Source organism: Embleya sp. NPDC001921, assembly GCF_053594475.1.
In genome coordinates, this window is the sequence record NZ_JBSFEO010000016.1 from 45,157 (window position 1) to 64,202 (window position 19,046).

At 71.8% G+C, this 19,046-nt stretch carries 16 protein-coding genes; 10 read left to right on the forward strand and 6 right to left on the reverse strand.

Annotated elements, in window-relative coordinates:
* Positions 1–71: 71 nt before the first annotated feature.
* The 4 genes from ACWCPW_RS19990 (at position 72) to ACWCPW_RS20005 (ending at position 4,296) form a co-directional block, all read left to right on the forward strand.
* A complete protein-coding gene (locus tag ACWCPW_RS19990; protein WP_449762906.1) occupies positions 72–977 on the forward strand; it encodes an ABC transporter substrate-binding protein in 906 nt (301 codons plus the stop codon).
* A gap of 116 nt (positions 978–1,093) precedes the next feature.
* Positions 1,094–2,008, forward strand: coding sequence for an amino acid ABC transporter permease (locus tag ACWCPW_RS19995; RefSeq protein WP_449762907.1), 915 nt, complete (start codon positions 1,094–1,096; stop codon positions 2,006–2,008).
* Complete coding sequence (locus tag ACWCPW_RS20000) at positions 2,005–2,811, forward strand: amino acid ABC transporter ATP-binding protein (protein WP_449762908.1); 807 nt, start codon at positions 2,005–2,007, stop codon at positions 2,809–2,811. The genes ACWCPW_RS19995 and ACWCPW_RS20000 overlap by 4 nt, the downstream gene beginning before the upstream one ends.
* A 144-nt stretch (positions 2,812–2,955) precedes the next feature.
* Positions 2,956–4,296 carry a class I SAM-dependent methyltransferase gene (locus ACWCPW_RS20005; protein ID WP_449762909.1) on the forward strand — a complete coding sequence of 447 codons (1,341 nt, stop codon included), beginning with the start codon at positions 2,956–2,958 and terminating at the stop codon, positions 4,294–4,296.
* Between the two features lie 54 nt (positions 4,297–4,350).
* Here ACWCPW_RS20005 and pdxR read toward each other — a convergent pair whose 3' ends face one another.
* Positions 4,351–5,781, reverse strand: a complete 1,431-nt coding sequence (gene pdxR, locus ACWCPW_RS20010) for a MocR-like pyridoxine biosynthesis transcription factor PdxR (RefSeq protein ID WP_449762910.1) — start codon at positions 5,779–5,781, stop codon at positions 4,351–4,353.
* 47 nt (positions 5,782–5,828) lie between these two features.
* Here pdxR and ACWCPW_RS20015 point away from each other — a divergent pair, with 47 nt between their 5' ends.
* A complete protein-coding gene (locus tag ACWCPW_RS20015; RefSeq protein WP_449762911.1) occupies positions 5,829–6,365 on the forward strand; it encodes a carboxymuconolactone decarboxylase family protein in 537 nt (178 codons plus the stop codon).
* A 9-nt stretch (positions 6,366–6,374) separates the two neighbouring features.
* Here ACWCPW_RS20015 and ACWCPW_RS20020 read toward each other — a convergent pair whose 3' ends face one another.
* Complete coding sequence (locus ACWCPW_RS20020; RefSeq protein ID WP_449762912.1) at positions 6,375–7,214, reverse strand: SAM-dependent methyltransferase; 840 nt, start codon at positions 7,212–7,214, stop codon at positions 6,375–6,377.
* A 363-nt stretch (positions 7,215–7,577) separates the two neighbouring features.
* On the opposite strand from ACWCPW_RS20020, the gene aspS reads away from it, so the two are divergent.
* The gene (aspS, locus tag ACWCPW_RS20025) at positions 7,578–8,885 is read left to right on the forward strand and encodes an aspartate--tRNA(Asn) ligase (RefSeq protein ID WP_449762913.1); all 1,308 of its coding nucleotides are present in this window, start codon (positions 7,578–7,580) and stop codon (positions 8,883–8,885) included.
* A gap of 112 nt (positions 8,886–8,997) precedes the next feature.
* Here aspS and ACWCPW_RS20030 read toward each other — a convergent pair whose 3' ends face one another.
* Both ACWCPW_RS20030 and ACWCPW_RS20035 read right to left on the reverse strand, forming a co-directional pair.
* Complete coding sequence (locus ACWCPW_RS20030; RefSeq protein ID WP_395863827.1) at positions 8,998–10,512, reverse strand: RNA polymerase sigma factor; 1,515 nt, start codon at positions 10,510–10,512, stop codon at positions 8,998–9,000.
* 1,053 nt (positions 10,513–11,565) lie between these two features.
* The gene (locus tag ACWCPW_RS20035) at positions 11,566–12,420 is read right to left on the reverse strand and encodes an NAD(P)H-binding protein (protein ID WP_449762914.1); all 855 of its coding nucleotides are present in this window, start codon (positions 12,418–12,420) and stop codon (positions 11,566–11,568) included.
* A 212-nt stretch (positions 12,421–12,632) separates the two neighbouring features.
* Here ACWCPW_RS20035 and ACWCPW_RS20040 point away from each other — a divergent pair, with 212 nt between their 5' ends.
* Positions 12,633–13,052 carry a VOC family protein gene (locus ACWCPW_RS20040; RefSeq protein WP_449762915.1) on the forward strand — a complete coding sequence of 140 codons (420 nt, stop codon included), beginning with the start codon at positions 12,633–12,635 and terminating at the stop codon, positions 13,050–13,052.
* A 3-nt stretch (positions 13,053–13,055) separates the two neighbouring features.
* Here the strand turns inward: ACWCPW_RS20040 and ACWCPW_RS20045 are convergent, their stop codons facing one another.
* Both ACWCPW_RS20045 and ACWCPW_RS20050 read right to left on the reverse strand, forming a co-directional pair.
* Positions 13,056–13,925 carry an AraC family transcriptional regulator gene (locus tag ACWCPW_RS20045; RefSeq protein ID WP_449762916.1) on the reverse strand — a complete coding sequence of 290 codons (870 nt, stop codon included), beginning with the start codon at positions 13,923–13,925 and terminating at the stop codon, positions 13,056–13,058.
* 33 nt (positions 13,926–13,958) lie between these two features.
* Positions 13,959–15,509, reverse strand: coding sequence for an acyl-CoA carboxylase subunit beta (locus tag ACWCPW_RS20050; RefSeq protein ID WP_449762917.1), 1,551 nt, complete (start codon positions 15,507–15,509; stop codon positions 13,959–13,961).
* A gap of 365 nt (positions 15,510–15,874) precedes the next feature.
* Here ACWCPW_RS20050 and ACWCPW_RS20055 point away from each other — a divergent pair, with 365 nt between their 5' ends.
* From ACWCPW_RS20055 to ACWCPW_RS20065, 3 genes are all read left to right on the forward strand, one after another.
* Positions 15,875–16,765, forward strand: a complete 891-nt coding sequence (locus ACWCPW_RS20055; protein ID WP_449762918.1) for an SIS domain-containing protein — start codon at positions 15,875–15,877, stop codon at positions 16,763–16,765.
* A gap of 118 nt (positions 16,766–16,883) precedes the next feature.
* Entirely contained in the window at positions 16,884–17,816 is a 933-nt protein-coding gene (locus tag ACWCPW_RS20060; RefSeq protein WP_449762919.1) for a 1-phosphofructokinase family hexose kinase, read from the forward strand.
* A 165-nt stretch (positions 17,817–17,981) separates the two neighbouring features.
* The gene (locus ACWCPW_RS20065; protein WP_449762920.1) at positions 17,982–18,839 is read left to right on the forward strand and encodes a class II fructose-bisphosphate aldolase; all 858 of its coding nucleotides are present in this window, start codon (positions 17,982–17,984) and stop codon (positions 18,837–18,839) included.
* The last annotated feature ends 207 nt before the right edge of the window (positions 18,840–19,046 follow it).

A 19,046-nucleotide genomic window follows, 5' to 3' on the forward strand; every position in this document is an offset into this window, starting at 1 on the left:
AGATCGGGCACCGCGAGCCAGCTCGTGCCATGCCGGCCACCTTGTCCCCTCATACCTGGAGGAACCCGCACATGAGCGGACGCCTTACCCACCGCCGCCTGATCGCCTGTGCCGCAACCCTGGTCGCGGGCTCCATGCTCCTGACCGGCTGTGGGGACGATGGCGGCGACAGCGCGCTCGGCAAGAAGGACGAGAACGCGCCGTTCTTCAAGATGCTCCCGCCGGACGTCCAGAAGTCCGGCAAGCTCAAGATCGGCTCGGAGATCGCGTACGCACCGATCGAGTTCATGAAGGGCGGCAAGGCCGTCGGCGTGGACCCCGAGCTGGCCGCCGCGCTCAGCAAGCAGCTCGGAGTCAAGTACGAGTACAAGAACTCCCCGTTCGACTCGCTGATCACCGGGATCACCTCCAAGCGCTTCGACCTGGTCATGTCCGCGATGACCGACAAGAAGGAGCGGCAGGGCCAGGGCCTGGCGTTCGTCGACTACTTCCGCGCCGGTACCTCGATCCTGGTGCAGAAGGGCAACCCGCAGAACATCAAGTCGCTCGACGACCTGTGCGGGAAGATCGTCGCGCTCCAGCAGGCGACGACCAATGAGGACGTCGCCGCCGCCCAGTCCAAGAAGTGCGAGGAGTCGGGCAAGGGCGCGATCACGATCCAGAAGTACGAGCACGACGGCGAGGCCCTGCTCAAGCTCAAGAGCGGTGCCGCCGTCGCCGACCTCAACGACTTCCCGGTGGCCGCGTACAACGCGCAGACCTCCGGTGACGGCAAGGACTTCGAGGTCACGGGCGAACAGATCGACGCCGGCCTCTACGGCATCGGCGTCGGCAGGGACAACCAGCAGCTCCAGCAGGCGCTGAAGTCGGCCCTGGAGGCCCTGATCAAGAACGGCGAGTACGCCAAGATCCTCAACAACTGGAAGGTCGAGGCCGGCGCCGTCACCGAGGTCACCATCAACGGCGGCACTTCCTGATCCGAGGTCCGGCCCCGCCCGCCCGACGGCGGCGGGGCCGGACCCGGCGGACCGTCCCTCCGGGCCACCCCCGTGCCCGCGCCCGCACTCGTGCTCCAAGAGGAGGTCACCTTCCCGTGACCACGCCCCCAACCCCCGCGGCCGACAAACAGCCGGCCAAACGGGAACACATCAAAGCGATCCCCGTACCGCACTACGGTCGTTGGGTCGCCGCCGTCGTGGTCCTGGCCCTGGTCGGCCTCCTGATCAACGCGTTCGCGAACGCGAAGATCCACTGGAGCGTGACCGGCGAGTACCTGTTCGACGAGCAGATCATCAAGGGCGCCGTCAACACGCTGAAGATCAGCCTCTACTCGATGGCGCTCGGACTCGTCCTCGGCGTGCTCGCCGCGATCGGACGGCTGTCCGGCAACCCGGTCACCTCGACCGTCTCGTCGGTCTACATCTGGTTCTTCCGCGGCACGCCGGTCCTGGTCCAGTTGCTCATCTGGGGCAACCTCGCGCTGATCTTCCCGACCATGTTCGGCCAGAACACCAACGACGTGATCACCCCGACCATCGCGGCGCTGCTCGGCCTCGGCATCAACGAGGGCGCGTACATGGCCGAGATCGTGCGATCGGGCATCCAGTCCGTCGACGAGGGCCAGACCGAGGCGGCGCACGCCCTCGGCATGTCCAAGGGCCGTACCCTGCGCCGGATCGTGCTGCCGCAGGCGATGCGGGTGATCGTGCCGCCCACGGGCAACGAGTTCATCAACATGCTCAAGACGTCCTCGCTGGCCAGCGTGGTGGTCTACCCCGAGGTACTGCAGAAGGCCAAGGACGTGTACACCAACAACCTCGCGGTGATGGAACTGCTCTTCGCGGCCTGCTTCTGGTACCTGCTGCTCACCACCGTCTTCAGCATCGGCCAGTACTACCTGGAACGCCGCTTCTCGCGCGGGGCCAGCCGGGCGCTGCCGCCCACCCCGCTCCAGCGGATCAGGGCCAACCTGTTCCCGACCCGGCGTCCGGGAGTCGAGATCCGATGACGACCAACTTCGACAAGTCCGCGCCCGGGCCGACCGGCTCCGGGCAGCCCATGGTCAAGGCCGAGGACGTCTGCAAGTCGTTCGGCCCGCTGGAGGTGCTCAAGGGCATCGACCTGGAGGTCGGCGCCGGCGAGGTCATGTGCATCGTCGGCCCCTCCGGCTCCGGCAAGTCCACGTTCCTGCGCTGCATCAACCACCTGGAGAAGGTCAACGCCGGGCGGTTGTGGGTGGACGGCGAACTCGTCGGCTACCGGGAGAAGGACGGCAAGCTCTACGAACTCCGCGACAGCGAGGTCGCGCTCAAGCGGCGCGACATCGGCATGGTGTTCCAGCGCTTCAACCTCTTCCCGCACATGACCGCGGCGGGCAACATCATGGAGGCGCCCACCCAGGTCAAGGGCATAAGCAAGCCCGCCGCCCGGGAGCGCGCGCAGCAGCTTTTGGAGCGGGTCGGCCTGGGCGACAAGGCGGACGCCTACCCCGCCCAGCTCTCCGGCGGCCAACAGCAGCGGGTGGCCATCGCCCGCGCGCTGGCCATGGACCCCAAGCTGATGTTGTTCGACGAGCCGACCTCCGCGCTCGACCCCGAACTCGTCGGCGAGGTCCTGGACGTCATGCGCGGCCTCGCCGAGGAGGGCATGACGATGATCGTGGTCACCCACGAGATGGGCTTCGCGCGCGAGGTCGGCGACTCGCTGGTGTTCATGGACGACGGCCTCGTGGTCGAGGCGGGGCTGCCCCGCGAGGTGCTGACCAACCCGCAGCACGACCGCACGAAGGCGTTCCTGTCCAAGGTTTTGTGACCGACCGGACACGATGTGCTCCGTCCGGGGTGGTGATTCGCCCCGGATGGAGCAATTCCGTTCGCGCTCCGGCCCCGGTGGGGTAGGGGCAACGGTGTAGCCCGGATCGGGAGTCCGGGGTTCCACACCGCGGAGGAATCCGTCATGCCGCACACCGCCGACCGCCTGGCAGCGCTCACCCAGCAGGTACTCGGGCGCCCGTCGCCGATCCGGATCCGGGCCTGGGACGGCAGCGAGGCGGGGCCGCCGGACGGTCCGGCCCTGATCGTCCGCAACCGACGCGCGCTGCGCCGGCTGATGTGGAAGCCGGGCGAGCTGGGCTTCGCGCGCGGGTGGGTGTCCGGCGACCTGGACGTGGACGGCGACCTCTACGACGCGCTGGACCGAATGGCCGGCATCGCCCTGCACCGCGACCAACCGCCGCCCGTGAGCGCATCGGCGGCCGAGGCGATCGCCACCCGCACCCACCGCCCCGAACGCCCGCTGCCGTCCGTACGGGCCGCGCTCGGTGCGCTGCGCCCGATGGGCGAGGCGCTCACCCTGACCGGCCTGCCGGTACCGCCACCCGCGCCCGCCGAGGAGGTCCGCCGCCGCCGGGGCGTGCTGCACAGCGTGCGCCGCGACCAGGAGGCGATCCGGCACCACTACGACGTCGGCAACGACTTCTACGCACTGATCCTGGGCCCCTCGATGGTCTACTCGTGCGCCTACTGGGACCGCCCCGACGCGAGCTTGGAGGACGCCCAGCGGGCCAAGCTCGACCTGATCTGCCGCAAGCTGGCGCTGGGCCCGGGGATGCGGCTGCTGGACGTGGGCTGCGGGTGGGGCTCGATGGCGATGCACGCCGCCGAGCACTACGGCGTCCAGGCGGTCGGCATCACCATCTCGCGCGAACAGGCCGACCTGGCTCGCAAACGGGTCTCCGAGGCGGGGCTGACCGGCCGGGTCGAGATCAGGATCCAGGACTACCGCGAACACGCCGACGGCCCCTACGACGCGATCTCCTCGATCGGCATGGCCGAACACGTGGGCCGGATCCGCTTCCGTGAGTACGCCGACTCGCTGTACGAACTCCTGCGTCCCGGCGGCCGGTTGCTCAACCACCAGATCGCCCGCCGACCCGCGCCGAACGAAGCCGCCTACCACGTCGACGAGTTCATCGACCGCTACGTCTTCCCGGACGGCGAGCTGGTGCCGGTGGGCAGCACGGTGTCGGTGCTGGAGGAGGCGGGCTTCGAGGTTCGGGACGTGCACGCGCTGCGCGAGCACTACGCGACCACGCTGCGCGCGTGGGTGGCCAACCTGGAGGCCGCCCAGGACCGCGCCACCCGGCTGACCTCGCCCGGCAGGGTCCGGGTCTGGCGCCTGTACATGGCCGCCTCGGCCCTGGCCTTCGAACAGAACCGCATCGGGGTCGACCAGATCCTGGCCGTCAAGACCCCCGCCTCGGGCCGCTCGGGCATGCCGCCGACGCGCACGATGTGAGCGGCGGGGTGCACGTACACCGAAGCTCGGCGCCGCCCGCGCCCCAAGTCCGCCCTACTCGCCTTCCGCCGGCGGCAGCGCCCGGCACAGCGCCTGGACCGCCGCCGGGTACGAGTGGTCGGGCGGCGTCGCGTAGCCGACCACCAGGCCGTCCGGAGCCGGGCCCTTCGCGTCCGGGTGGCGAAAGGCGGAGAGGCCGTCGAGAGCCAGGCCCTGCCAGGTGGCGGCCTTGACGGTGGAGGGCTCGGTGCCGGTCGGGAGGCGCAGGACGGCGTGCAGACCGGCGGCGATGCCGGTCGCGGTGACGTGCGGTGCGTGTTCGGCCAACGCGGCGAGCAGGTGGTCGCGGCGAGCGCGGTAGCGCTGACGCATCCGGCGGATGTGCCGGTCGTAGTGGCCGCCCTCGATGAAGTCGGCGAGGGTGAGCTGATCGGTGACGCCGGCCCACGCCTCGCGCAGGCCCTTCACCGCCAGGACCTCCTCGACCAGGTGCTCGGGCAGCACCATCCAGCCGAGCCTGATCGCGGGGGACAGGCTCTTGCTGACCGAGCCCACGTACACCACGCGCTCCGGATCCACCCCCTGGACCGCGCCCACCGGACGCCGGTCGTAGCGGAACTCGCCGTCGTAGTCGTCCTCCAGCACGAGCCCGCCCCGCGACCGCGCCCAATCCAGCGCCGCGACCCGCCGCTCGGGCGACAGCGGGCCACCGGTGGGGAATTGGTGAGCCGGCGTCAGCACCGCCACGCGCGCGCTCGGCAGGGCGGCCAATGCCTCGGTGTCGGCGCCGTGTTCGTCGATGTCGAGGGGCAGCGTCCGGACCGACGCGGCGGCCAGGATCGAGCGGTGGAAGGCCAGCCCGTACGACTCCACGGCGGCCGGCCCGCGCAGTACGCCGGCGAACAGCAGCCGCAACGCGTGCGCGAAGCCCGAGCAGATCACGATGCGATCCGGGTGGGTACGCACCCCGCGCGCCCGGGCGAGGTAGTCCGAGAGCGCAACCCGCAACTCCGGGCGGCCTTGCGGATCGCCGGGCCCGAACGCCTCGTTCGGCGCGGCGTTCAGCGCCCGGCGGGCGGACGCGAGCCACGCGGTGCGCGGGAAGGACGCCGCGTCCGGCTGACCCTGGCGCAGGTTGTGGGTCGGGCCGGCGGGCCGCGCGGGCAGCCCGGTCCGGGCGCGGCGGCGCGGCGCGGCGAGTGGTTCGGCCCGCCGGGCGACCCGGGTCCCGGAGCCCTGACGCGCCGTGAGCCAGCCCTCCGCGACCAGTTCGGCGTACGCGTCGGCGACGGTGTTCCGGGCGATGTCCAGATCGGCCGCGAGCGAGCGGTACGGCGGCATGGGTGTGTCCGGGGCCAGCCGACCGGTGCGGATCGCCGCACGGATCGCGCGGATCAGCACGGCGCGCCGGCTGCCCGTACCCGACAACTCCAGATGCAGGTCGCGGCCGATCCACTCGGCTGAATTGACCCCGTTCCTGGACATGGAACTGCACCCTATACCAGGTCGCTTTCGCGCCTAGGTTCATGGTCATGAGCAGCGAACACCGCGCCGAACGGTCCACCGGCGCCGACGCCGACCCCGAACCCCATTCGCACCCCGGCCCCGGGACCGTCCGCGTCGACTTCGCCCGCGCCGCGCCCAAGGCGTTCAAGGCGCTGATCGGTTTCGACGCCGCCGCCCGGGAGGGCTTGGATCCCGCGCTGGTCGAGCTGGTCCAGATCCGCGCCTCGCAGCTCAACGGCTGCGCGTACTGCCTGCACATGCACTGGACCGAGGCACGCAACGCGGGCGCGAACGACGAACGCCTGGCCCTGGTCGCCCTCTGGCGCGGGGCCGCGCACTTCTTCACCGAGCGGGAACGGGCCGCCCTCGCGCTGACCGAGGCACTGACCCTGGTCGCCGCCGACGGCGTCCCGGACCACGTCTACGCCCGGGCCGCGGGCCGATTCGACGAAGGCGAACTGGCCCGCCTGATGGCCCTGATCCTCGCCATCAACACCTGGAACCGCATCGCGATCGGCACCGGCAAGCTCGCCGACGCCGACGAGCGCGGGAGGCGGCGATGACCGTCCCGGCTACGGCTTGCGGGCCACCGCGCCCAGGACCAGGCGCTGGGTGACCGACAAGGCCGCCTCGTCCACCGGCTCCTCGGGCCGCCACAGGTCGATGTAGACCAGGCCCGGGTCGGCCGCCTCCAGCCCGTCCAGGTAGGCCGCGATCTCCTCCCGCTCGCGGAACCTCCCGCTCTTGTGCGAGCCCTGCATGACCCGCTCCAACTGCTCCGACTCCGGGCCGCTGTGCAGGAAGTGGGTCAGGAACAGCCAACTCCCGGACGGCAACGCGTCGAGGTAGGTGCGCACCAGCCCGGCCGGATCCTCGTCGTCGTTGATGTGGTGGATCACGCCCAGCAGCATCAGCGCGACCGGCCGGTCGAAGTCGATCAGGCGCAGCACGTCCGGGTTCTTCAGGATCGACTCGGGCTCGCGCAGGTCGGCGGTGATCACCGTGGTGCGGTCGTTCTCGGCGAGCAGCGCGCGACCGTGCGCGAGCACGATCGGGTCGTTGTCGACGTAGACCACGGTGGTCTCGGCCGCGATCGCCTGGGCGACCTGATGGGTGTTCTGCGCGGTGGGCAGACCGGATCCGATGTCGACGAACTGGCGGATGCCCTGTTCGACCAGGAAGCGCACACCCCGGTGCAGGATCCGCCGATGGGCGCCGGCGTCGTGTTGCAGGTCGGGCGCCACCTCGATCAACCTGCGGGCCACCTCGCGGTCGGCGGCGTAGTTGTCCTTGCCGCCGATCAGGAAGTCGTAGACGCGCGCGACGCTCGGCACCTCGACGTCGATACCGGGCGGCGGTCGCTCACCGGCGGGCTCGGTCGGCCACACTCGGTCTCCAGCGTTCTCGGTCATGGTCTCGACACCTCGCGGCCGCCGGTCGGGGTGGTGCGGCACACCGCCGATGGTAAACCGCGGGTAACGCCGCTGGTCATCAATTCCCGCGCTGCAAAAGGCAGTTCGCGCCCACGTGGTGGGACATGTCAGGAGATGTACCGCACTTTCGGGCCATCCGCACGGGTCCGATCGCAGGCTGCGGCGCGGTGCGCCCGGCGGCCGGCGCCCCCTCGCCCGGCCCCCACCCCGCGCCCCCTGCCGCCGTTTAATCCGGCGACACCGCCGACCAGGCCACCTACGCTGACGATCTCCTCGGGTGGCCGTCTACCACCCGCCGTACCCGGCGCGACCAACGCGCCCGCAACCAAGGGAGTTGCCGCCATGCCGCGCACCCTCGTCCGGGACCTGTCCGAACATCTCGACGAGAGGGTCACCGTCCACGGATGGATCGACACGGTGCGCAGGCAGCGCCGCATGCAGTTCGTCGTGGTGCGCGACCACACCGGTCAGGTCCAGGTCACCCACCGCCGCGTCGGCGCCGACGACCCGATCGAGGCCGCGTTCGAGCAGGTCACCCTCGAGTCGGCGGTCCGGATCACCGGCAGGGTCGTGGCCAACGACGTGGTCCGACTCGGCGGTCTGGAACTGCTGCCCGAACGGGTCGAGATCCTCTCGCGGGCCGAACCCGGGCTGCCGATCGACGCTCACACCGGCCCGGACCGCCGACTCGATTGGCGATTCCTCGACCTCCGGCGGCCCGACCGACGACTGGTCCTGGACGTCCAGAGCACCGTCGAACAGGCGATGCGTCGGATCACCGCGGCGGAGGGCTTCACTGAGCTGCACACGCCCAAACTGATGGGCGCCGCGTCCGAATCCGGCGCCGAGGTGTTCACCGTCGACTACTTCGGCCGCCAGGCCTACCTGGCCCAATCGCCGCAGTTCTACAAGCAGATGGCGATCGCGGCCGGCATCGACAAGGTCTTCGAGATCGGCCCGGTCTTCCGCGCCGAGCCCTCCTATACGTCCCGGCACGCCACCGAGTTCACCAGCGTCGACGCCGAGCTGGCCTGGATCGACGGGGTCGAGGACGTGATGGCCTTCGAGGAGCGGCTGTTGCGGGCGGTCCTGGCCGACGTCCGGTCCGTACACGGCGCGTCGATCGAAGCACTCCTCGGCGTCGAGGTCACCGTCCCGCGGCTGCCGTTCCCGCGGATCACGATGGCCGACGCGCTGCGCCGACTGCGTGCCGAGGGATGGGACCCGACCGGCACCCGGGTCGACCTGGACCCGGAGGGCGAACGCGCGCTGTCCGCGTCGATCGCGGCGGAGACCGGGCACGAGTTCGTCTTCGTGACCCGCTTCCCGGCCGGGGTCCGGCCGTTCTACCACCTGCGCCCGGACGACGACCCCTCGCTCACCGAGAGCTTCGACCTGCTGTGGAAGGGCGTCGAGATCACCACGGGCGCGCAGCGCGAGCACCGTCACGAGCGGTTGCTCGCCCAACTGCGGGAGAAGGGTATGGACGCGGCGCCCCTGGCGTCCTACCTGGACTGCTTCCGCTACGGCATCCCGCCGCACGGCGGCCTGGGCCTGGGGCTGGGCCGACTGCTGATGCTGCTCCTGGACCTGCCCTCGATCCGGGACGCGACGTTCCTCTTCCGCGGTCCGCATCGGCTGACGCCCTGACGCCGACGGCGACGGCGGGCGTGGCACGGGGCCGCGGCGCGGAATGGTGTGGCGCCGGGTACGGACGGAGGTCGCCGGTGTGGCGGTCCGTCCGTACCCGGGGTCCTGCTGCCTAGTCCAGGTAGTCGCGCAGTACCTGGGAGCGGGACGGGTGGCGCAGCTTCGACATGGTCTTCGACTCGATCTGGCGGATCCGCTCACGGGTGACCCCGTAGACCTTGCCGATCTCGTCGAGCGTCTTGGGCTGGCCGTCGGTGAGCCCGAAGCGCATCGAGATCACGCCGGCCTCGCGCTCGGCGAGGGTGTCCAGGACCGAGTGGAGCTGTTCCTGGAGCAGCGTGAAGCTGACCGCGTCGGCCGGGCGGATCGCCTCGGTGTCCTCGATGAGGTCACCGAACTCGCTGTCGCCCTCCTCGCCGAGGGGGGTGTGCAGGGAGATCGGCTCGCGGCCGTACTTCTGCACCTCGACGACCTTCTCCGGGGTCATGTCGAGTTCCTTGGCCAGCTCCTCCGGGGTGGGCTCGCGGCCCAGGTCCTGGAGCATCTGGCGCTGCACGCGGGCCAGCTTGTTGATCACCTCGACCATGTGGACCGGGATGCGGATGGTCCGCGCCTGGTCGGCCATGGCCCGGGTGATCGCCTGGCGAATCCACCAGGTGGCGTACGTGGAGAACTTGAAGCCCTTCGTGTAGTCGAACTTCTCGACCGCACGAATGAGACCGACGTTGCCCTCCTGAATGAGGTCCAGGAAGAGCATGCCGCGACCCGTGTAGCGCTTCGCCAGCGAGACCACCAGGCGGAGGTTGGCCTCCAGGAGGTGGTTCTTGGCACGCTTGCCGTCCTCGGCGACGAGCTCGAGCTCGTGCCGGAACTGCGGGGTCAGGCCGGGCTCGGAGTCCAGCTTCTCCAACGCGAACAGGCCGGCCTCGATGCGCTTGGCGATCGACACCTCCTGCTCGGCGTTGAGCAGCGAGACCTTGCCGATCAGCCGCAGGTAGTCCTTGACCGGGTCCGCGGTGGCACCCGGCGTGGTGACCTGCTGCTGCGGCGCGTCGTCCTCGTCCGTGGTGAGGACGAAGCCGCTCGGACCGACCTCGGGAGCCGCCGCCTCGGCGGGCTCGTCGAACAGGTCCTCTTCGACCAGTGCCTCGTCGCCGTCCTTGGGGGCGGGCGACTCGACGGCGGTCGTCTCGGTGGTGGTGGTCTTCTTGGCCGCGGCCTTCTTCTTGGCTGCGGCCTTCTTCGGCTTCGGAGCAGATTCCACGACGGACTCTCCCGATTCCGTTGCCGCGGGCGTGACTTGCGCGGGCAAGGTCTCTGTGTTCTTGACACGGGTTGAGCGCGTGGATAGCGTCTTCTTGACAGATCGCCGAGTTGTGGCTACGTCTCTCCGTTGGGTCTCTTTGACCGGGTTGACGGTCAAGGTCACACCGGCCTCATCGAGGACCTCGTTGAGGCTACGGAGGATGCTCTTCCACTGCGTCGCAGGGATGGCATCGGTTTCGAAGGCTCGGCGTATGTCCTCGCCGGTAATCGATCCTTCGGCACGGCCACGCTCGATGAGCGCCACCAGAGATTCCGATTCGGCGATTCTGTTGGGAAGCGTGCTGGACGAGCTCGGGGTCACAAATAACCTCTCGGTTCACGCGGGCATGCTGCGGCGCCGCAACTACACCGAATCGATGACGCATCCGCGGGACCGGATCCGTCGGCGCTGCCGGCGCCACTCAAGGCATCGCTCCGATCGGTACAAGTGTTACGCCTCCGCGAGCGTGACCTGGGTCACGTCGGTCCGCAGGGGCTTCGAGCGGTGGGTTCCCCAGTGTGCGGGACGGCCCGCTGATCTGCGTGGCCGCGCCGGTGAGCCCGGGGTTCCGGGCCCAACGATGCCGCCGTGGCCGGGGATCGACGATATCCGAGTGCCGATGGCATGGGGTCGAATTTTTTCGTGGTGGTGCGGATCGGGTCGGGCATCGGCGTCGGTCGTGCGGTCCTGAACCTGTCTTGAGAATGCCCGCCTGCCGGCACGTTACGCACGGGGCGGACGTCGCCGGTGCGGTGCGCGTGTCCGGGCCGGCTCCTCGGGGCGTCGCCGCGGGGCCGCCGGCGGGCCCGGCGGAAAGCGGCGGGCGGGATTTCCTCGGGCGGGCCCGGCGGTAATGCGCGGGGGCGGCGGACGCGGTGCGGAAATAGCGGTGCGCGGTGTGTGATTTCTTCGGCTATCCGAGTGACGGCGGGCGCGGTTGTGCGATGGCGATCGGCGGGATAGGGCGGACGTGTCGACGCGTTAAAGGATCTCCGCCGCGATCTTCGCCGCACACTATTCGGCTAATCGACACGGCAATCGCAGAGCGGGCGCGCGAGATCGATTCGGCGGGGTGATCGAGAGTCGGACGCGCGGAATAGTGGGCCGTGCGGGGGATGACGCGCGTGGATGACGTGCGCATGATCGGTGGATCGATTTGCGGGCGCGCAAACGGGTGGTGAATTCGATCATCGGCGGGTTTTGCGGCGGGCCGGTGGGGCGGCGGGCGGCCGGGGGCGGGGCCGGGCCCGCGCGTGCCGATGGGCGGCCGACGGCTCCGTTCGAGTCGTCGGCCGCCCATCGTGGCGTCGGGTCCGGCACGGTGTCGGTTCGGCTTGATTCGGCCGGTTCGGTCCGGGTCGGCCGGCCGTGCGGTCAGGTGGTCCAGGCGCCGGTCGGGGCGGCCGCGCGGACGAAGTCGGTGAAGTCGCGGGCGGGGCGGCCCAGCGCCCGCGGCACGCCGTCCGAGATTTTGGCCTCCAGGCCGCGGTGGATGCTGCTCAGGGCCGACGCCCACATGGTCGCGTCGAGTTCGGGCAGACCCCGGGCGATCAGCTCGGCGGTGTATCCGGCCGGGTCGGCCGGGACGTAGCGGGCCTTCCGGCCGGTCGCGGCGGCGATCTCGGCGAGGGCCTCGTCGAAGGTCAGCGCCCGGGGGCCGGACAACTCGTACGTCTCGCCCGCGTGGCCGGGGTCGAGCAGGGCTGCCGCCGCGACGGCGGCGATGTCCTCGGTGTCGACGAAGGACACCGACGCGGCGCCGGTCGGCAGCGTCAACTCGCCGGCGCGCACCTCGTCGCGGAAGAAGCCCTCGCTGAAGTTCTGCGCGAACCACCCCGGACGCAGGATCGTCCATGCGACGCCCGAGGCGCGAAGGGCCGCCTCCAGGTCGAGGCGGGCCTGGTTGCCGGGGTCGTCGGCGGCGAACCAGCCGGGGATGTCGGTGCCGCGCGCGGAGAGCAGCACGATTCGCCCGACCCCGGCGTCGGCCGCCCGGCGGACGAAGGCGGGACCGGTCGGGACACCGTCCAGGGGCACCAGGTAGACGGCGGAGACGCCGGCCAGCGTGGGGCCCCAGGTGCGGTCGTCGGTCCAGTCGAAGCGCTGCTCGGCGGAGCGGGAGGCGACGCGCACGGCGGCGCCGCGGGCGCGGAGCGCGGTGACCACCCGGCTGCCGGTCTTGCCGGTGCCGCCGAGAACGAGGATGGGGAGCTGCGTGGGTTCCGTCATGCGTTCAGCCTGGTCCGCGCCGTGCTCGGCAAACATGGGCGAGAGACCGGGGCACATGTGCGTACGTCCGGGGCGACCGGGCGACCGGGCGACGGGGCTACGGGGCAACCGGGTGGGGTTGGGGTACTCGCCTGTTCCCGTTCGTCCAAGACCGGTGCGCTCGGCGCGACCAGACTCGGAGGGCGAGCATCGCACGATCGAAGGAGTCGACCATGTCGCAGACCGTCACGCCGATGATCTCCTACCAGGACGCCGCCGCCGCGCTGGACTGGCTGAGTCGGGCGTTCGGCTTCCGGGAGGTGACTCGGATCATGATGCCGGACGGTTCGGTGGGTCACGGTGAACTGGCCACCCCCGAGGGTGGGCTGATCATGCTCGCCGAGCCGACGCCCGACTACCGCTCGCCCCGGCGGCACGCCGAGACCTGCGCGGACGCGGCCAAGTGGTTGTCCGTGCCCTACGTGGTGGACGGCGTGCACGTCTACGTCGCGGACCTGGACGCGCACTTCGCCGTGGCCCGCGACGCGGGCGCGACCGTGTTGGCGCCGCCGCGCGACACCGGGCACGGGCGCGCCTACAGCGTCGCCGACCCCGAGGGGCACCGCTGGATGTTCGAGCAACTGCCCGAATAGCCGTTACGCCGCGTGGGTCGTGCGGTAGGCGGTGGGGCTCAGGCCGCGGACGCGCTTGAAGGCGGTGCTGAAGGCGAACGCGTCGGCGTAGCCGACCCGGCGGGCCACGGCGGCGACCGTGGCGTCCGGCTCGGTGAGCAGTTCGGCGGCCAGGGCCATCCGCCACTCGGTCAGGTAGGTGAGCGGGGGCGTGCCCACCCGGGCGGTGAAGCGTTCGGCGAGGGAGGTACGGGAGACGCCCGCCTCGGCGGCCAAGGCGGCGATCGTCCACGGCCGGGCCGGGGCGTCGTGGACCGCGCGCAGGGCGGTGCCGACGACGGGATCGGCCAGGGCCAGGTACCACGCGGGCGGATGCGCCTCGGGGCGGTCGAACCAGGCGCGGAGCGTACAGACCAGCATCCAGTCGAGCAGCCGGTCCAGGACGAAGCGCCGGCCCGGCCGGTCGGCGGCGACCTCGGCGGACACGAAGTCCGACACCGCCTCGCAGCCCTGGTCGTCGGGGACGACCAGGGCCTGGGGGAGTGCGGCGGGCAGGCGACGGCCGATGTCGGCGTGCGCGCGGTAGGAGCCGCAGAGCAACTCGGCGAAGGCCTCGTCGTCCCGGCCCGAGTCCCTCGCCGCCTCGTGCCCCGGGCGCGCGTCGGCGACGAAGGTGAACGGTGCGGGACCCCGGACCAGGGCGGCGTCACCCGGACGCAGCGGAAGGGAGGGGCCCTCCTCGGGAACGAGTCGGCCGCTGCCGCGGACCACCGTGCACAGGGTCAACGGCGCGCCGGAGGTGATCCGTACGGAAGTCTCCGGGGGCAGCGTCCGTCGGTCGAAGAGCGCGTCGTCGGCCCTGATCCCGCGCAGCAGATCACCCAAACCGTCCATACGGCGAGCCTAGATGTTGTCGCCGGACCCGCCTCAGGGCAGGTAGCCGGGGCGGCGGTCGGGTTCGATCGGGCCGGTCAGTCGGGCTCGGGCGCGGGTCAGGCCGCTGAGCAGGGCGTCGCGGACCTCGGTCGGTGCGATCACGTCGTCGTAGGACAGCGCGTTCGCCGAGCGCCACGGGCCGCTCGCCTCGTTCGCGGTCAGCCGGCGGGTGGTGTCCGCGTCCCGCTTCGCGGCGGCGGCGCCCGCGGCGGCCGGGATGCCGCCGAGGGTGACGCCGGGCAGCGCGTACGACACGGTCTGCGCGTCGAACGGGTTCATCGCCATCACCGAACTGCCGAAGCCGAACGCCTTGCGCACCGTCAGGTGCAGCTTCGGAACGCGGAGGCGGTGCTGGGCGGCGAACAACCGGGCCGCGGCGCGCAGCACGCCCGAACGCTCGGCGGCGGTGCCGGCCAGGACGCCGGGGTTGTCCGCGAGGAAGACCACCGGCAGGTGGAACGCGCCCGCGACGGACAGGAAGCGGGCGGCCTTGTCGGCGGCGTCCGCGTCGATGGTGCCCGCCCGGACCGCGGGTTGGTTCGCCAGGACCGCGACCGCGTGGCCGCCGAGGCGGGCGAGCGCGGTGACGATCGAGGCGCCGTGGGCCGGTTGCAGCTCCAGGAGCGTGCCCGTGTCGAAGACCTCGGCCAGCACGGCCTTGACGTCGTACGGCCGGCGCGGGTCCGGCGGGATCAGGTCCAGGAGCGCCTCGGTGGTGCGCGGGCCGGTGTCGGTGTTGCCCGAGTCCGGTCCCGCGTACGGCGGATGTTGCCAGGCGTGTGACGGGAAGTAGGAGAGGTAGCGGCGGGCCAGGCGCAGCGCCGCCGCGTCGTCGCGAACGGCGTTGTGCGCGACGCCGCTGACCACGCAGTGCACCCCGCTGCCGCCGAGGGTGTGCTTGTCCACCCGTTCGCCGGTCGCGGCCTCGACCAGGGGCGGGCCGGCGGTGAAGAGCGCTCCGGTGCCTTCCACCATGATCACGAAATCGGACAACGGTGCGGTGAGCGCGCCGTGTCCGGCGGACGGGCCGTGCACGATCGCGACGGTGGGGACCAGCCCGGCGAGGTCGGCCAGGGCCTGGAGGTCGTTGGGCGTGGCGGTGTGCCCGGCGAGCGCGTTGCCCGCCCGGTGGCCGGCGCCTTCGAGCAGGGTCACCAGCGGCGCGCGTTCCTGACCGGCCAGCCGGACGAGCCGGGCCCGCTTGGCGGCGGCGCCGGGGCCGATCGAGCCGCCCTGCACGGTGAAGTCCTCGGCGCCCACGAACACCGGGCGGCCGTCCAGCAGCCCCGAACCGGCCACGAAAGCGTCGGCGGGGATGTCCGCGCCGCCGGTGAGTGTGCCCAGTTCCGCGAAGGAGTCGTCGTCGAGGAGGGCCGCGATCCGGGCCCGGGCGGACATCCGGCCGGGGGCGGCGACCGTGTGGCGCGCGACCTTGGCCGGGCCGCCCATGGCTCGTGCTCGGGTTCGGCGCTCGTCCAGATCGGCGAGCAGCGTCTGCCAGGCGGTCCGGTTGTCGGGGGCGGGACGTCCTTCGGTGTGCACGGATCTCCCGTCGGGTGGGGCGGGGCGGGTTCGTGGGTTGGGGTGGGTGTGGGCTTGTGGGGCGGGCCGGGTTCGTGGGTGGGCTCGTGGGGCGGGACGGGTTCGTGGGTGTGGGCTCGTGGGGCGGGGCGGGTGAGCCGGGCCAATGTAACGGCGGTCGCGTGCGGGCGACAGGGCCGATGTCGTCGGGTGCGCGGGACGGACGTGGTGGATATTTCCGGTCGAATCCGGGTGAGACGGGCCTCGGGATGGTGAGCGGCATTGCTCATTCGTGCGTGAAACTGCTATCAAATGAATAGTTTCAAGCATGCGAGTGCAGCAGTGCGCAGTCCGCGTGGTGCTGCGCCCAAGGACCCGGGAGCGCCATGACGACCGTGAGCCACACCTCTGCCGAGATCACCACCCAGCCCGAACTGTGGGCGCGTGCCGCCGCACTGGCCGCGGACTGCGCCGGACTTCCGAGCCCCGGTGAGCGGGTCGCGATCGTCGGGTGCGGGACCTCGTGGTTCATCGGACAGGCGTACGCGGTGCTGCGCGAGCGGGCCGGGCTCGGCGTCACCGACGCGTTCGCGGCCTCGGAGTTCCCGGGCGTACGGGACTACGACCGGGTCGTCGCGCTGACCCGCTCCGGCACCACCACCGAGGTATTGCGGCTGCTTGCGGACATCCGGGGCACGGTCGCCACCACGGCGATCACCGGTACGCCCGGGACGCCGATCACGACCGCGGCGGACGAGATCGTGATGCTCGACTTCGCCGACGAGCGTTCGGTCGTACAGACCCGGTTCGCCACCACGGCCCTCGCGCTGCTGCGGGCGCACGTCGGCGCGGACCTGGACGCGGCCGTGCGGGACGCGAAGGAGGCCGTCGCGTGGCTGCCCGAGCCGGAGTTCGTGGCGGCGGAGCAGTTCACCTTCCTGGGCTCGGGCTGGTCGGCCGGGCTCGCGGCGGAGGCCGCGCTGAAGATGCGCGAGGCCGCCGGGGCGTGGACGGAGAGCTACCCGGTGATGGAGTACCGGCACGGGCCGATCAGCATCGCCGCGCCGAACCGGGTCACCTGGGTGTTCGGGCCGGTACCCGAGGGCCTGGCCGAGCAGGTCGCGGCCACCGGCGGCACGTTCGTGGCCGGAGCGCTCGACCCGATGGCGGAGCTGGTCCGGGTGCAGAAGCTCGCGGTCGCGATCGCGGAGAGCCGCGGGTTGAACCCGGACGAGCCGCGGCACCTCACCCGGTCCGTGGTGCTGGACGCGTCGTGAGGGACACGGTCGGCGCGGGTGTCGACGGCGGGCCCCGGGACGGGTCCGTCGGGTCCGTCGGGTCCGTCGGGTCTGTCGGGTCCGTCGGGTCTGTCGGGTCTGTCGGGCGGAGGGCGTCGTGATCGTCACGGTGACGCCGAATCCGGCCTGGGACGTCACCTACCACCTGGAACGCATGATCCGGCACGGCGCGAACCGGCCGTCGTCGGTCGGGGGACGGGCCGGCGGCAAGGGCGTCAACGTCGCACGTGTGCTGCGCTCGCTCGGCGTCGCCGTCACCGCGGTGGCCCCGTTGGGCGGTGCCACGGGTGAGCGAATACGGGCCGACCTCGCGGCGGCGGACATCGCGTTGACGGCGGTGCCGGTGGCGGGTGAGACGCGCTGCACCACGACGATCGTGGAGACCGACTCGGGCGGCGCGACGTCGCTCAACGAACTCGGCCCCGCGCGGACCGCGCGGGAATGGGCTCTGCTGGTCGCGGCCACGGCCGAACTGCTGCCGGGAGCCTCGGTGTTGGTGCTGTCCGGGAGTCTGCCGCCGGGCGTTTCGGAGAGCGGCTACGCGGAGTTGGTGACGCTCGCCCGGGCCGCGCGGGTGCCGGTGCTGCTGGACGCCTCGGGGCCGGCGTTGTCGGCCGGTGTCGCGGCCGGGCCGGACGTGGTCAAGCCGAACGCGGACGAGTTGCTCGCGGTGACGGGTGAGGCCGATCCGCTGCGGGCGGTCGCTCGACTGGCGGGGACGGCACGGGCCGGGACGGCGGTGGTCGCCTCGTTCGGTCCGGAGGGCATGGTCGCCGGGACCGACGAGGGCTGGTGGCGGGCGGCGCCACCCACCTCGGTACGCGGCAACGCCACCGGCGCCGGTGACGCGGCCGTGGCGGCGCTGGCACGCGGGTTGGCCGAGGGCGGCCCGTGGCCGGACCGGTTGCGGGACGCGGTGGCGCTGTCGGCGGCGGCGGTGGCGGCGCCGATGGCGGGCGAGGTGGACGGCGAGTTGTACCGAACCTGGCTGTCGAGGGTGCGGGTCGATGCGCTGGAGCCGCCGCGATGAGGCTGCGGCGCGGGGTGGCGGGGACGTGGGCCGGTGGGTGTGCGGTCGGCCTGCGGGTGATGGGTCGGCGCGGTGCGGGTGCGGGTTTTGGTTTCGGTTTGGGGCGTTCGGGTGCCGGGGGCTCGGGGCCGGTTGTTGTCGGGATCGTTCACGAGGAGAGATGACATGCCGTTGACCTCGACGGGGATATTGACCGACGCGGCGCGTGCGGACGGGGTCGGGGTGGCCGCGTTCAACGTGATCACGCTGGAACACGCCGAGGCGGTGCTGATCGCGGCGGAGGAGGCGGGACTGCCGGTCGTGGTGGCGATCAGCGAGAACGCCGTCAAGTTTCGGCGTGGGCGGCTGGGTCCGCTCGCGGCGGCGTGCCGGGCGCTCGCGGAGGAGGCGGCCGTACCGGTCGCGTTGCACCTGGACCACGTCGAGTCGGTGGATGTGCTGAGGGCCGCCGAGGGGACCGGGATCAGCTCGGTCATGTTCGACGCGTCGCGGCTGGGCTACGCGGAGAACGTGGCGGCCACCTCGGACGCGGTGGCCTGGGCGCACGATCGCGGGATCAGCCTGGAGGCCGAACTCGGCGAGGTCGGCGGCAAGCCAGGCCATCCCGCGCTCGACGCGCACGCGCCGGGGGCTCGCACGGATCCGGACGAGGCCGCCGCGTACGTGCGGGCGACCGGGGTCGACGCGTTGGCCGTGGCGGTCGGCAGCAGTCACGCGATGCTGGACCGTACGGCCACGCTCGACCACGACCTGATCGCGCGGTTGCGCGCGGCGGTGAACGTGCCGCTCGTGTTGCACGGGTCCTCGGGGGTGCCGGACGCGGAACTGCGGCGGGCGGTGGGTGCGGGGATGACGAAGATCAACGTGGGCACGGCGCTGAACATCGCCTATACCGGCACGCTGCGGTCGCGGCTGGTCGCCGAGCCGGGGAAGGCCGATCCGCGGCCGGCGCTGGTCGCCGCGCGGTCGGCGATGGTGGATGCGGTCGGTGGGCTCTTGCGGGTGATCACCGGCGCGGGCTGATTCGTGGATCGGGCCGGGTGCGTTCCGGGGTGTCCTCAAACGCCGGACGGGCTGGTGGGGTTGCCCGTGCTTCGGTCCGTGGCTTGTGGAGGGTGACTCGTGTCGAGTCGGCGCGGCTGATTCGCGGTGCCGGCTGGGTGGGTTCCGGGGTGTCCTCGAGCGCCGGATGGGCTGGTGGGGTTGGTCGTGCTTCGGTCCGTGGCTTGC

Coding starts and splice junctions, on each gene's coding strand:
- ACWCPW_RS19990 (WP_449762906.1), top strand. CDS start 72: ATGAGCGGACGCCTTACCCACCGCCGCCTGATCGCCTGTGCCGCAACC.
- ACWCPW_RS20005 (WP_449762909.1), top strand. CDS start 2,956: ATGCCGCACACCGCCGACCGCCTGGCAGCGCTCACCCAGCAGGTACTC.
- ACWCPW_RS20015 (WP_449762911.1), top strand. CDS start 5,829: ATGAGCAGCGAACACCGCGCCGAACGGTCCACCGGCGCCGACGCCGAC.
- ACWCPW_RS20040 (WP_449762915.1), top strand. CDS start 12,633: ATGTCGCAGACCGTCACGCCGATGATCTCCTACCAGGACGCCGCCGCC.
- ACWCPW_RS20000 (WP_449762908.1), top strand. CDS start 2,005: ATGACGACCAACTTCGACAAGTCCGCGCCCGGGCCGACCGGCTCCGGG.
- ACWCPW_RS20055 (WP_449762918.1), top strand. CDS start 15,875: ATGACGACCGTGAGCCACACCTCTGCCGAGATCACCACCCAGCCCGAA.
- pdxR (WP_449762910.1), bottom strand. CDS start 5,781: ATGTCCAGGAACGGGGTCAATTCAGCCGAGTGGATCGGCCGCGACCTG.
- ACWCPW_RS20035 (WP_449762914.1), bottom strand. CDS start 12,420: ATGACGGAACCCACGCAGCTCCCCATCCTCGTTCTCGGCGGCACCGGC.
- ACWCPW_RS20020 (WP_449762912.1), bottom strand. CDS start 7,214: ATGACCGAGAACGCTGGAGACCGAGTGTGGCCGACCGAGCCCGCCGGT.
- aspS (WP_449762913.1), top strand. CDS start 7,578: ATGCCGCGCACCCTCGTCCGGGACCTGTCCGAACATCTCGACGAGAGG.
- ACWCPW_RS20065 (WP_449762920.1), top strand. CDS start 17,982: ATGCCGTTGACCTCGACGGGGATATTGACCGACGCGGCGCGTGCGGAC.
- ACWCPW_RS20045 (WP_449762916.1), bottom strand. CDS start 13,925: ATGGACGGTTTGGGTGATCTGCTGCGCGGGATCAGGGCCGACGACGCG.